Here is a 12888-nt window from a genome sequence, read left to right on the forward strand (position 1 = left end):
GCCATGCACGATATCGAATTGAGCGAAGAGCAAGTCATGATCCGCGACATGGCCCGGGACTTTGCCCGCGGCGAAATCGCGCCCCATGCGCAAGCCTGGGAAAAGGCTGGCTGGATCGATGACGGTCTAGTGGCGAAGATGGGTGAACTGGGTCTGCTGGGCATGGTGGTGCCGGAAGAATGGGGCGGCACCTATGTCGATTACGTCGCCTACGCCCTGGCGGTGGAAGAAATTTCGGCCGGCGACGGCGCCACGGGCGCACTGATGAGCATCCACAATTCCGTGGGCTGCGGGCCGGTGCTCAACTACGGCACCGAAGAACAGAAACAGACTTGGCTGCCAGATCTGGCCAGCGGCCAGGCGATCGGCTGCTTCTGCCTGACCGAGCCGCAAGCCGGCTCCGAAGCGCACAACCTGCGCACCCGCGCCGAACTGCGCGACGGACAATGGGTGATCAACGGCGCCAAGCAATTCGTCAGCAATGGCAAACGGGCAAAACTGGCGATTGTGTTTGCCGTGACCGATCCGGATTTGGGCAAGCGCGGCATCTCGGCGTTCCTCGTGCCGACGGACACCGCGGGTTTTATCGTCGACCGCACCGAACACAAAATGGGCATTCGCGCCTCCGATACCTGCGCGGTGACGTTAAGCAACTGCACGATTCCCGAAGCCAACCTGCTGGGTGATCGCGGCAAAGGGCTGGCCATCGCCCTGTCCAACCTCGAAGGCGGCCGCATCGGCATCGCTGCGCAAGCGTTGGGCATTGCCCGGGCGGCGTTCGAAGCGGCGCTGGCGTATTCGCGGGATCGGGTGCAGTTCGACAAGCCGATCATTGAGCATCAGAGCATCGCCAATATGCTGGCCGACATGCACACCCGCCTGAATGCCGCGCGTTTGTTGATCCTGCATGCTGCAAGGCTGCGCAGTGCCGGCAAGCCGTGCCTGTCCGAGGCTTCGCAGGCCAAGCTGTTTGCGTCGGAGATGGCCGAGAAGGTCTGCTCGTCGGCGATGCAGATTCATGGCGGGTATGGGTATCTGGAGGATTACCCGGTGGAGCGCTATTACCGGGACGCGCGGATCACGCAGATTTATGAAGGGTCGAGCGAGATTCAGCGGATGGTGATTGCCCGTGAACTGAAAAATTACCTGGTCTAAATTATCGCCGCAGAGCTGATCGTTCCCACGCTCTGCGTGGGAACGATCAGTGTGTGGGTTACTTACCGGTGAACTCGGCTTCACGCTTGGCAATAAACGCCGCCATCCCTTCCTTCTGATCCTGCGTCGCAAACGCCGCATGGAACACCCGGCGCTCAAAGCGCACGCCTTCCGACAGGCTCACCTCAAACGCGCGGTTGACGCTTTCCTTGACCATCATCGCAATCGGCAGCGACTTCTTGGCGATCAACGCCGCGACTTTCAGCGCTTCTTCCAGCAGTTCATCCGCCGGCACGATCCGCGCAACAATCCCGCAACGTTCCGCTTCTACCGCATCAATCAAACGCCCGCTCAGGCACATTTCCATGGCCTTGGCCTTGCCGACGGCGCGGGTCAGGCGCTGGGTGCCGCCCATGCCCGGGAGCACGCCAAGGTTGATTTCCGGCTGGCCGAATTTCGCATTGTCGCCGGCCAGGATGAAATCGCACATCAGCGCCAGTTCACAGCCACCACCGAGGGCGAAACCGTTGACCGCGGCGATGATCGGCTTGCGGCGGTTGGCCACGCGATCGCTGTCGCTGAACAGGTCATCGAGGTAGATCTGCGGGTAGGTCAGCTCGGCCATTTCCTTGATGTCGGCGCCGGCGGCGAAGGCTTTTTTCGAGCCGGTCAGCACGATGCAGCCGATGTTCGAATCGGCTTCCAGGCCATCGAGGGCGTGGTTCAGTTCGCTGACGATCTGCGCGTTCAAGGCGTTCAGCGCTTGCGGACGGTTGAGGGTAATCAGGCCCACACGGCCGTGGGTTTCCAGCAAAATCGTTTCGTAGCTCACAAATGGACTCCTTTTAAAGATTGCGCGAAATAACCATGCGCTGAATATCGCTGGTGCCTTCGTAGATCTGGCAAACCCGCACGTCGCGGTAGATCCGCTCCAGCGGGAAATCGTTCAGATAACCGTAACCGCCGAGGGTTTGCAACGCTGAGGAGCAGACCTTCTCGGCCATTTCCGAGGCGAACAGTTTGGCCATGGACGCTTCGACCAAGGCCGGTTTGCCGCTGTCCCTTAATGCCGCTGCGTAATGCACCATTTGCCGGGCGACGGCAATCTGGGTGGCCATGTCTGCCAGACGGAACGCGACCGCCTGGTGTTCGATGATCGGCTTGCCGAAGCTCTCACGCTCACGGGCGTAGTCGCGGGCCGCTTCGAACGCGGCACGGGCCATGCCCACCGATTGCGAAGCGATGCCGACACGGCCGCCTTCGAGGTTGGCCAAGGCGATCCGGTAACCTTCGCCCTCCTCACCCAGTCGATTGGCCACCGGGACTTTCACGTCTTCGAACAGGATCTGACAAGTGTCGGAGGCGTGCTGACCGAGTTTGTCTTCAACCCGTGCGACTTTGTAGCCCGGTGAATCGGTCGGCACGATCAGCGCCGTGATGCCACGCTTGCCGGCGCTCGGGTCAGTCACGGCAAACACAATCACGACCCCGGCGTTCTGCCCGGAAGTGATGAACTGCTTGCAGCCGTTGAGCACGTAGTGATCGCCTTCCAGGCGTGCGCGGGTTTTCAGGCCGCTCGCGTCGGAACCGGCCTGCGGTTCGGTCAGGGCAAAGGCGCCGAGCATCGCACCGCTGGCCAGTGGCTTGAGGAAGCGTTCTTTCTGATCGTCGTTGCCGTACTTGAGGATCGGCACGCAACCCACTGAGTTGTGCACGCTCATGATCGTCGAGCAGGCGCCATCACCGGCGGCGATTTCTTCCAGGGCCATGGCGTAGGCCAGGTAACCGGTGTCGCAACCGCCCCACTCTTCCGGCACCAGCATGCCGAAGAAGCCCAGTTCGGCCATCTCGCCGATGGCTTCCTTGGGGAAGCGATGCTCGCGGTCCCACTCGGCGGCGAACGGTTTCAGCCGTTCCTCGGCGAATTGCCGGGCCATGTCGCGGATCTGTTGTTGGTCGTCATTGGGAATCATGGTGAATCCTTAAAAATAAACTTCGGTGCACCTTTCCCTGTAGGAGCGAGGCTTGCCCGCGAAGGCGGTGTGTCATTCAACATAGATGTCGATTGATCGGGCCTCTTCGCGGGCAAGCCTCGCTCCTACAGGGGCAGCGTCAATAGAGGCATTCCACGGCCATGGCCGTGGCTTCACCGCCGCCGATGCAGATCGCTGCAACGCCGCGTTTCAGGCCTTTCTGGCGCAGGGCCGAGAGCAAGGTCACGAGAATCCGCGCACCAGACGCACCAATCGGGTGGCCCAAGGCGCAAGCGCCACCGTGCACGTTGATCTTCTCGTGGGGGATCTCCAGTTTGGTCATGGTCACCAGACTCACCACCGCGAACGCTTCGTTGACTTCGAACAACTCGACGTCGTCCACCGACCAGCCGGTTTTCTTCATCAGCTTCTTGATCGCACCCACCGGCGCTACCGGGAACAGGCCCGGGGTATCGGCAAATGCCGCGTGGCCGTGAATCACCGCCAGCGGTTTCAGACCTTGTTTCTGCGCTTCGGAACGGCGCATCAGCACCAGTGCCGCCGCACCGTCGGAAATCGAACTGGAGTTGGCCGCGGTCACCGTGCCGCCTTCGCGGAACGCCGGTTTCAGCGAGGTAATCTTGTCCAGTTTGGCTTTTGGCGGCTGTTCGTCGTTGCTGATTACAACCTGCTCTTTGCCGACGGTCACGGTAATCGGCACGATCTCGTCCTTGAAGCTGCCGTCCTTGATCGCCTGCTGTGCGCGGGTGGTCGAGGCAATGGCAAACGCGTCCTGAGCTTCTCGGGTGAAACCGTTGGTTTCGGCGCAATCCTCGGCGAAGGTGCCCATCAGGCGGCCTTTGTCATAGGCGTCTTCCAGGCCGTCGAGGAACATGGAATCGAGCACGCGGCCATGGCCCATGCGGTAACCGCTGCGGGCGCGGTCTAGCAGGTACGGCGCGTTGGACATGCTTTCCATGCCGCCCGCGACGACCACATCGGCGCTGCCGGCGACGAGCATGTCGTGGGCCAGAATCGCCGCTTCCATGCCCGAGCCGCACATCTTGTTCAGGGTGGTGCAGCGGGTCGATTTATCCAACCCTGCGCCCAATGCGGCCTGGCGCGCCGGTGCCTGACCGAGCCCTGCGGGCAATACGCAGCCAAACAGCACTTCTTCGACCGATTCAGGGGCGATACCGGCGCGTTCGACCGCCGCGCGGATCGCCGCAGCACCCAGTTGCGGTGCGGTCAGGCTTTTCAATTCGCCCTGGAAACCGCCCATCGGTGTGCGGACGGCGCTGACAATAACGATGGGATCGTTGGCAATAGTCATGACAAATCTCCTTACTTGGCGGCCATGCGCAAGGCACCGTCGAGACGGATCACCTCGCCATTGAGCATGCTGTTTTCAATGATATGCCTGACCAGCGCGGCATACTCGTCCGGTTTGCCCAGGCGCGGCGGAAATGGCACGCCGGCCGCCAGCGAGGCGCGGACTTCCGGGGTCATGCCGGCCATCATCGGGGTTTCGAAAATGCCGGGGGCGATGGTCATTACACGGATGCCGAAACGCGCCAGTTCGCGGGCGGCGGGCAAGGTCAGGCTGACGATTGCGCCTTTGGACGCGGCATACGCGGCCTGGCCGATCTGGCCGTCATAGGCCGCAGCCGAGGCGGTGTTGATGATCACGCCGCGCTCACCGTCAGCATCCGCTTCGGTTTCGGCGATGGCCGCCGAAGCCAGGCGCAGCATGTTGAAGCTGCCGATCAGGTTGACGTTGATCACCTGGCTGAAACTGGCCAGCGCGTGGGGGCCGGTCTTGCCGAGGATCTTCTCGCCACGCACGATGCCGGCACAATTGACCAGACCGTTGAGGCCACCGAAGGCTTTCACCGTCGCTTGCACGGCGGCTTCGGCGGCAGCTTCGTCGCTGATGTCGGCGACCACGCTTTGCGCGCCAAGACGTTGAGCCTGGGTCGCCACGGCTTCGGCGTTCATGTCCACCAGCATCACTTTGGCGCCGGCCGCGACCAGCATTTCAGCGGTGGCCGCACCGAGGCCCGACGCACCGCCGGTGACGAGAAAAACCTTGTTTTCGATCTGCATCATTGTTTCCTTGGATTCAAGCTGAAACGTTCTTCGCGGCGGCCTCTTGAGCCTTGGCGATTTCCTGGTTGCGCAAGATAAAGCGCTGCAATTTGCCGCTAGGGGTTTTCGGCAATTCGCTGACAAATTCGATTTCACGCGGGTAAGAATGCGCCGCCAGACGCTTGCGCACGTGTTGACGCAGTTCTTCGGCCAGTTCCGGCGTGGCGCGATATTGCGAACAGATCACGACGAAGGCTTTGACCAGTTCGGTGCGTTCCGGGTCAGGCTTGCCGACGACGGCGGCTTCGATCACTGACGGGTGTTCGATCAACGCACTTTCCACATCGAACGGGCCGACGCGGTAGCCGGAGGTGGTGATCACATCGTCGCTACGACCGACGAAGCTGATGCTGCCGTCCGGGTTCCACTCGACGGTGTCGCCGCTCAAGTAATAATTGCCGACGAAAGCTTTGGTTGGCGCGCCTTCATAACCGGCGAACCAGCACATCGGCGACTGGGTGCGGTCGATAGCGAGGATGCCGGGCTGGCCGACGCCGAGTTCCTTGTATTCGTCGTCGAGCACCACGATGCGATGGCCCGGCGAGGCAAAACCGGCAGCGCCCATATGGATCGGATGCTCCAGGCCATGGTGATTGCACAAGACCATGCCCAGTTCGGTCTGGCCGTAATGGTCATGAATAACCACGCCGAGGTTGTCGGCGAACCAGCGGATCACTTCCGGGTTCAGTGGCTCACCGGCGCTGCTGACGATGCGCAATTTGCCCTTGATCGACTTGGCGAACTCATCTCCACCGGCAATCAGCAAGCGGTAGGCCGTTGGTGATCCGGTGAGGTTGGTGATCCCGTATTTATTGATGACCCGGCAGGTGCTTTCGAGGGTGAACGGGCCATCGTAAAAGGTGATCGGATGTCCCATCGCCATGGGCCCGGTGACGCCGAAATAGATGCCGTAGGCCCAACCCGGATCAGCCACGTTCCAGAACGCGTCTTCGGGGCGCAGGTCCACGGCGTCACGGGTGTAGCTCTGGAAGGCAACGATGGCCTTGAGCGGCACCGACAGGGCTTTCGACGGGCCGGTGGTGCCCGAGGTGAACATCAGCAGGAACGGGTCTTCGCCGGTCAGCAACACCGGTTCGCACTCGGGGGAATAATTGGCCAGTTCGGCCCAGAAACTGTAATCGCCACGGACGATGCCTTGGCCTTTCGCACCGGCGACGGTGACGATGGTCGGGCAGTCGGCGACTTCAACGAGTTTTGGGCGATTGACCGCGTCGGTGACCACCACTTTCGCACCCGAGCAACTGAGGCGGTGCTCGATGGCTTTCGGGCCGAAGGCGGTGAACAGCGGCTGATAGACCGCGCCAATGCGCCAGGTGGCGAAAACGGTGATCAGCAATTCGATGTTGCGTGGCAAGAGGCCTGCGACCTTGTCGCCTTTTTTCACGCCTTGGGCCAGGAGGAAGTTGGCAAACCGCGAGGCCTTGTCCTGCAGGTCGCTGAAGGTGTACGTCGCGCTGGCGCCGTCGCGGCCTTCCCAGAACAGCGCAATGCGCCCCGGCAAGGCATGCCGGTCGCAACACTCGACGCAGGCGTTGAGGGCAGTCAAATCACCGGCCAGGGCGGCGTCGACGGTGTGCTGATAATTGAACTGTGACGTGGCAGACAAGTAATCGCGCATTGCCAGAATCCCTCTGTATTTTTATTAGGTTGGGGGAACCGTAAAAATCACAGAAATACTCGCCCCGCGCGGGGATCGGGGCAATGGTCAAAGCTATCAAGTTGTCTGACTGGTTTGGCCAAGGTAGCCCATGATCGTTCCCACGCTCTGCGTGGGAATGCAGCCAGGGACGCTCTGCGTCCCAAAAAAGCCGAACGCGGAGCGTCCGTTGAGGCATTCCCACGCAGAGCGTGGGAACGATCGGTGTCTAGCTCGCTTCGTTCAAGATCAAACTCCGATAATGCCCAGGATTCGACCCCGACCACTTGCGAAACGCCTTGTAGAACGAACTCGCATCGGCAAACCCCAACCGCGTAGCGATTTCGGCGAAGCTGATGTGCGGCTCGGCCAGCCAGACAATGGCCAATTCCTTGCGCACGCTGTCCTTGAGCCCTTGGTAGGTCTGCCCTTCTTCCGCCAGGCGCCGGCGCAAGGTCGAGGCCGACATGCACAGTTGTTGCGCCAGAGGTTCTGTCTCCGGCCACTGCTCAGCGGGCAACTGTCGTAAATCATGCTTGATCCGGCTCGCCAGGCTTTCCGGGTCGCGGTACTTGACCAGAATATTGGCCGGCGCATGGGCCAGGAAACGCTTGAGTTCTTCCGGGCTGCGCTTGATCGGCAGGTCCAGGCAATCCGCCGAGAAAATCATCCGCGTGCGTGGCCGGTCGAATCGCAGGTTCTCGGAGAACATCACCTGGTAGTCGTCGCAGAAATCCGGCGCCGGACATCGCAATTCGATGGCCAGTATCGGTATACGCCGCCCGGCCAGCCAACAGGCAACGCCGTGCACGATCATCCAGTAGGTGAAATAGGTGAAGGCGCGACGCGGGTCCTGGTCGTCTTCCAGCAACACGATCTCCGCCAGGCTTTGCTGACGAACCAGCTGCGCGGGCATGCGTTCGAGCATCAACGACAGAAAACTCAGGCCTGAAGTCAGGCCGGCCGCCAGGCTCGGCTGGATCATCGAGCTGCGACAGAGAAACTCAAGGCTGCCGGATTTGAGCTTGCGCGGGTCCATGCCAAAAAATTCATCGTCCCCACGCCGGGCCAGCAAGCGCCAAAGCCGTGCATACGCGGTCGCTGGGACCCGGGCATCGCTGGTTTGCAGCAGCGCCGGATCGATGCCGACCTTGTTCAACACCTCGTCGGTGGCGAATCCGGGGGCGCAGCTTTGCAACAGGGCTTCGCGCACCAGTTGAATGGAGATGGTGTCTTTTTCCGACATTGAGCGAGGTGGGCCTTGTTCTTGTTTGAGTGCCGGCATATTAGCGCACAGCGACCCAATCCTGTAGGAGCGAGCGGTGCGGCGATCCGACTTGCCCGCGAAGCAGGCGACTCGGTCTTGCCCTGACACCGCGTAATCGTTCTTCGCGGGCAAGCCTCGCTCCTACAAAGGTACGGGGTGATCTTTGATTTGTTCAGGTTAGGTTCAGGTAAATGTCAATGAATGCCATTTGGGAATGAGTGTCATTATGTTACAAGTTAGCACCCTATCTAATCCTGAGTCGGTGCTGAATGCTTGTTCCTTTTCTGATCATGCTGCGCGAAGGCATTGAAGCGGCGTTGATCGTTGGCATCATCGCCAGTTACCTCAAGCAGACCGGCCGTGGCCAGTGGATGCCTGCGGTGTGGATCGGCGTGTTCCTCGCCGTTGCGCTGGCCCTGCTGGTGGGCGGTGGCCTGGAGCTGGTCAGCGCCGAGTTCCCGCAGAAGCAACAGGAACTGTTTGAAGGCGTGGTCGGCCTGGTGGCCGTCGGCATACTCAGCTCCATGGTGTTCTGGATGCGCAAAGTGGCGCGTTCGATCAAGCACTCACTGCACGTCTCCCTCGACCACGCACTGACCGGCTCCAAACATCAGGTGACCGCGCTGATCGCCATGGTGTTTTTCGCCGTGGCCCGGGAAGGTCTGGAAACGGTGTTCTTCCTGCTCGCGGTATTCCAGCAGAGCGAAGGCCCGGCAGCACCGATTGGCGCCCTCCTCGGTCTGATCCTGGCAATCATCGTCGGCTTCCTTATCTACAGCGGCAGCATGCGCCTGAACCTCGGCGCGTTCTTCCGTTGGACCGGTTTGTTCATCCTGGTGGTGGCGGCCGGCATTCTCGCCAACTCGGTGCAGGCGCTGCATGAAGCCGGGGTGTGGAATCACCTGCAAACCGTGCTCTTCGACCTTAGTGCGACGCTGCCGATGGATGGCCCGGTGGGTTCGGTGCTGGCCGGCATGTTCGGTTACCAGGATGCGCCGACGGTCAGCACGCTTGGGGCCTATCTGATTTACCTGGTGGTGGCGTTGGTGATGTTTTTTCTCCCGGCTCCGCCCCCGGCACCCGCTGAACAACCCTCTTCCGTTTCCAGCCAGTAAGGGCACCCATGCCAAATCAAGCCCCTCCCCAGGCCTCGCCTCCCCGCGCCTTGCGCTGGGCGGTGGCCGGTTCGGTGATCGTGATGATCGCCGCCGGTGGCCTGTTCTACTACGCCTCGAAAATGGCCGCAGCCAAGCGCCAGACCAACCATGATGAAGTGCTGGTGACCATTCACCCGCACAGCTGCGAGCCGAATGCGCTGACCGTGCCGGCGGGCCGCGCCAGTTTCCGCATCGTCAATCGCTCGGACCGCGCTGTGGAATGGGAAATCCTCGACGGCGTGCTGGTGGTCGAAGAACGGGAAAACATCGCGCCGGGCCTGAGCCAGGTCATCAATGCCAACCTGCTGCCCGGCGACTACGCGATCACCTGCGGACTGCTGAGCAATCCGCGCGGCACCTTGCACGTGACCCCGACCGCTGCTTCCGACGCGGCCGCCAAGGCCAAACCGTCGATGGTCGCGTTCGTGGGGCCGTTGTCCGAGTTTCGCGTCTACCTGAGCAGCCAGGGCAGCGCGCTGATCAAAGCGGTCGCCGCGCTTGAGCAAGCCATCGCGGCCGGCGACCTGAGCCAGGCACAAGCGCTGTATGTGCCCGCCCGCGCCGCCTATCAACGGATCGCCCCGGCCGCCCAGCGTCTGGCTGAACTGGACAACGCCATCAATGCCCGCGCCGATTACTTCGAGAAACGCGAGCAGGATCCAGCCTTCAGTGGTTTCCACCGCATCGAATACGCGCTGTTCCAGCAACGCAACCTCGACGGTCTGGCGCCAGTTGCCCAGCGCCTGAGCAGCGACGTCGCCACGCTCAAGCAGCAACTGCTCGCGCAATCGCTGCCTCCGGAGCAACTGGTGAGCATTGTCGTGCGCAATCTGCACAGCCTCGCCGATGTGCGTGCCAGCAGCGGTGAAGAAGAACGCTACAGCCACACCGACCTGAACGGTTTTGCCGCCAACCTCTTTGCTGCGCGCAAAGTCGTCGACCTGTTGCGCCCGTTGCTGACCAAGTCCGCCGCCGAGTTGCTGCCGAAGATCGACAGCGCGATCACCGCCCTCGACGCCGAACTCAATGGTTTGAAGGTCCAGGACGGCTACGCGAGTTACGACACGGTGAATGCCGAGCAGCGTAAACAGATCGCCGACAAGGCCAAGGCACTGGCCGACGCACTCGATGCCATCGATCCCGCCCTTGGCCTTTCCGGCCTTTCAGCAGAAGACTCAAACCGATGAACGATTCAGAACACTTCAACCTCCAGCGTCGCCGCGTATTGATGGGCATGGGCGCCGCCGGTGTCGCACTGGCAGGCTCCGCACTGAGCTGTCCGGCGATGGCCTCAAGCCCCGCGCAAGTCACCGAAGCGCCGAGCAGCGACAAGACCGAAGACCGCCACGCGTTCCACGGCAAGCACCAGACCGGTATCGTCACCCCGCGCCCGGCGTCCGGCATGCTGGTGTCGTTTGATGTGCTGGCCAGTGATCGCGAAGACCTGGAGCGCCTGTTCCGCACCCTCAACGAGCGCATCGCGTTCCTGATGCAGGGCGGCCCGGTGGCTCAAGTCGATCCGAAACTGCCGCCGGTTGACTCGGGCATCCTCGGCCCGGTGGTCACGCCGGACAACCTGACCATCACCGTCTCGGTCGGCGAATCGCTGTTCGATGAGCGCTTCGGCCTGGCCGCTGCCAAACCGAAACGGCTGATGCGCATGGTCGGTTTCCCCAACGACGCCCTGGACGCCGATTGCTGCCACGGCGACCTGAGTCTGCAGTTTTGCGCCAACACCACCGACACCAACATCCACGCCCTGCGCGACATCGTGAAAAACCTGCCGGACCTGCTGCTGGTGCGCTGGAAACAGGAAGGCAGCGTGCCGCCCCAGGCCCCGGTGAAACCCGGTGTGCCGGCGCAGAGCGCACGCAATTTCCTCGGTTTTCGCGACGGCTCGGCGAACCCGGACTCCAACGACGCCAAGGCCATGGACAGCATCGTCTGGGTGCAACCGGGCAGCGACGAACCGGCGTGGGCGGCCAATGGCAGCTACCAGGCGGTGCGGATCATCCGCAACTTCGTCGAGCGCTGGGACCGCACGCCCTTGCAGGAACAGGAAAGCATTCTCGGCCGCATCAAAGCCACCGGCGCGCCCATGGGCGGTGCCCATGAAACCCAGGTTCCGGACTACGCCAAAGACCCGGAAGGCAAGGTGACCAAACTCGACGCGCATATCCGCCTGGCCAACCCGCGCACCGCCGCGACCCAGGCCAACCTGATCCTGCGCCGGCCGTTCAACTACTCCAACGGTGTGAACAAGAACGGTCAGTTGGACATGGGGTTGTTGTTCATCTGTTACCAGGCCGATCTGGACAAAGGTTTTATCACCGTGCAGACCCGACTCAACGGCGAGCCGTTGGAGGAATACCTCAAGCCGGTCGGCGGTGGTTACTTCTTCACTCTGCCGGGTGTTACGGGCGACAAGGACTTCATCGGTCGCTCACTGCTTGACGCTACCTCACCAAAAACAAACACCTGATCAACCTCCACACGGAACCGTCCCATGAAAAAGTCGCCACTCGTGTTATTGCTGACCTTGGGCTTGCTCACTACCCCGCTTTCGGCTTTCGCAGCGACGGCGCCGCTGGAGCTGGTGCAGCCGATTTCGGACTACAAAATCTACGTCACCGAGCAACTGGATGAGCTGGCCAGCCACACTCAACAGTTCACCGATGCGGTCAAAAAAGGTGACCTGGCCACCGCCAAGAAACTCTATGCGCCGACCCGGGTTTACTACGAGTCGATCGAGCCGATTGCCGAGCTTTTCAGTGATCTGGACGCCTCCATCGACTCACGCGTCGATGACCACGAAAAAGGCGTGAAAGCCGAAGATTTCACCGGTTTCCACCGCATCGAGTATTCGTTGTTCTCGGAAAACAGCACCCAGGGTCTCGATGAACTGGCCGACGGCTTGGACAAAGACGTCATAGACCTGCAAGCCCGCGTGGCCGGCCTGACCTTCCCGCCGGAGAAAGTGGTGGGCGGCGCCGCTGCACTGCTTGAAGAAGTGGCGGCCACCAAGATCTCCGGTGAAGAAGACCGCTACAGCCACACCGACCTGTATGACTTCCAGGGCAACATCGACGGCGCGAAGAAAATCGTCGACCTGTTCCGTCCGCAAATTGAAAAGCAGGACGCGGCGTTTATCGCCAAGGTCGACAAAAACTTCGCCAGCGTGAACAAGATTCTGGCCAAGTACAAAACAAGGGATGGCGGGTTTGAGACGTATGACAAGGTGAAAGAGAACGACCGCAAGGCGCTGGTTGGGCCGGTGAATACGTTGGCAGAGGATTTGTCGACGTTGCGTGGGAAATTGGGTTTGAACTGATTTTTTCTAGCGTCTAGGCGGTCCCCATCGCGGGCAAGCCGAATCGTCGCACCGCCGCTCCCACAAGGATTTTGTGATCAACACAAATCCCTGTGGGAGCGGGCTTGATCTGGCCTAATGAATTTGGACACATCAATAGGGCGCTATGATGGCGCCCAAATCTGAGGTGTGCATGATGATGCGAAAATCCTATTCCAGTG

General features: G+C 61.2%; 11 protein-coding genes. 5 read left to right on the top strand and 6 right to left on the bottom strand.

Features of this window, described 5'->3' with window-relative positions:
- Positions 1-3: 3 nt before the first annotated feature.
- Positions 4-1155: an acyl-CoA dehydrogenase family protein gene (locus tag ACIQV9_RS17125; RefSeq protein ID WP_010460035.1), complete on the top strand. Its 1152-nt coding sequence runs from the start codon at positions 4-6 to the stop codon at positions 1153-1155.
- Between the two features lie 58 nt (positions 1156-1213).
- Here ACIQV9_RS17125 and ACIQV9_RS17130 read toward each other — a convergent pair whose 3' ends face one another.
- The 6 genes from ACIQV9_RS17130 to ACIQV9_RS17155 form a co-directional block, all read right to left on the bottom strand.
- Entirely contained in the window at positions 1214-1987 is a 774-nt protein-coding gene (locus ACIQV9_RS17130) for an enoyl-CoA hydratase (RefSeq protein WP_403103656.1), read from the bottom strand.
- A 13-nt stretch (positions 1988-2000) separates the two neighbouring features.
- Positions 2001-3128, bottom strand: coding sequence for an acyl-CoA dehydrogenase (locus ACIQV9_RS17135; RefSeq protein ID WP_403103659.1), 1128 nt, complete (start codon positions 3126-3128; stop codon positions 2001-2003).
- Between the two features lie 139 nt (positions 3129-3267).
- The gene (locus ACIQV9_RS17140) at positions 3268-4461 is read right to left on the bottom strand and encodes an acetyl-CoA C-acyltransferase (RefSeq protein WP_403103661.1); all 1194 of its coding nucleotides are present in this window, start codon (positions 4459-4461) and stop codon (positions 3268-3270) included.
- Positions 4462-4472: 11 nt separating this feature from the next.
- Positions 4473-5234 carry an SDR family NAD(P)-dependent oxidoreductase gene (locus ACIQV9_RS17145; protein WP_403103663.1) on the bottom strand — a complete coding sequence of 254 codons (762 nt, stop codon included), beginning with the start codon at positions 5232-5234 and terminating at the stop codon, positions 4473-4475.
- A gap of 16 nt (positions 5235-5250) precedes the next feature.
- Positions 5251-6915: an AMP-binding protein gene (locus ACIQV9_RS17150; protein WP_403103666.1), complete on the bottom strand. Its 1665-nt coding sequence runs from the start codon at positions 6913-6915 to the stop codon at positions 5251-5253.
- Between the two features lie 247 nt (positions 6916-7162).
- A complete protein-coding gene (locus ACIQV9_RS17155) occupies positions 7163-8179 on the bottom strand; it encodes an AraC family transcriptional regulator (RefSeq protein WP_403103669.1) in 1017 nt (338 codons plus the stop codon).
- A 290-nt stretch (positions 8180-8469) separates the two neighbouring features.
- Between ACIQV9_RS17155 and efeU the strand changes: the two genes are divergently transcribed.
- Genes efeU through efeO (ACIQV9_RS17175) form a run of 4 tightly spaced genes read left to right on the top strand, consistent with a single transcriptional unit; the run spans position 8470 to position 12688 of the window.
- Entirely contained in the window at positions 8470-9315 is an 846-nt protein-coding gene (gene efeU / locus ACIQV9_RS17160) for an iron uptake transporter permease EfeU (protein ID WP_403103672.1), read from the top strand.
- A gap of 8 nt (positions 9316-9323) precedes the next feature.
- The gene (efeO, locus tag ACIQV9_RS17165) at positions 9324-10544 is read left to right on the top strand and encodes an iron uptake system protein EfeO (RefSeq protein WP_403103675.1); all 1221 of its coding nucleotides are present in this window, start codon (positions 9324-9326) and stop codon (positions 10542-10544) included.
- Positions 10541-11839 (top strand): iron uptake transporter deferrochelatase/peroxidase subunit, encoded by a 1299-nt coding sequence (gene efeB, locus ACIQV9_RS17170; protein WP_403103677.1) that lies wholly within the window; start codon positions 10541-10543, stop codon positions 11837-11839. The genes efeO (ACIQV9_RS17165) and efeB overlap by 4 nt, the downstream gene beginning before the upstream one ends.
- Positions 11840-11863: 24 nt before the next feature.
- Positions 11864-12688: an iron uptake system protein EfeO gene (gene efeO, locus ACIQV9_RS17175; protein ID WP_403103680.1), complete on the top strand. Its 825-nt coding sequence runs from the start codon at positions 11864-11866 to the stop codon at positions 12686-12688.
- Positions 12689-12888 lie beyond the last annotated feature (200 nt).

Origin of the sequence: Pseudomonas sp. NPDC099000 (assembly GCF_044759925.1) — a bacterium.
Classification (GTDB): Bacteria; Pseudomonadota; Gammaproteobacteria; order Pseudomonadales; family Pseudomonadaceae; genus Aquipseudomonas.

Excerpts from the sequence above, each read along its gene's own strand:
- efeO (WP_403103675.1), top strand. The coding sequence starts at position 9,324 with ATGCCAAATCAAGCCCCTCCCCAGGCCTCGCCTCCCCGCGCCTTGCGC.
- ACIQV9_RS17155 (WP_403103669.1), bottom strand. The coding sequence starts at position 8,179 with ATGTCGGAAAAAGACACCATCTCCATTCAACTGGTGCGCGAAGCCCTG.
- ACIQV9_RS17145 (WP_403103663.1), bottom strand. The coding sequence starts at position 5,234 with ATGCAGATCGAAAACAAGGTTTTTCTCGTCACCGGCGGTGCGTCGGGC.
- efeO (WP_403103680.1), top strand. The coding sequence starts at position 11,864 with ATGAAAAAGTCGCCACTCGTGTTATTGCTGACCTTGGGCTTGCTCACT.
- ACIQV9_RS17140 (WP_403103661.1), bottom strand. The coding sequence starts at position 4,461 with ATGACTATTGCCAACGATCCCATCGTTATTGTCAGCGCCGTCCGCACA.
- ACIQV9_RS17150 (WP_403103666.1), bottom strand. The coding sequence starts at position 6,915 with ATGCGCGATTACTTGTCTGCCACGTCACAGTTCAATTATCAGCACACC.
- ACIQV9_RS17135 (WP_403103659.1), bottom strand. The coding sequence starts at position 3,128 with ATGATTCCCAATGACGACCAACAACAGATCCGCGACATGGCCCGGCAA.
- ACIQV9_RS17125 (WP_010460035.1), top strand. The coding sequence starts at position 4 with ATGCACGATATCGAATTGAGCGAAGAGCAAGTCATGATCCGCGACATG.
- efeB (WP_403103677.1), top strand. The coding sequence starts at position 10,541 with ATGAACGATTCAGAACACTTCAACCTCCAGCGTCGCCGCGTATTGATG.
- efeU (WP_403103672.1), top strand. The coding sequence starts at position 8,470 with ATGCTTGTTCCTTTTCTGATCATGCTGCGCGAAGGCATTGAAGCGGCG.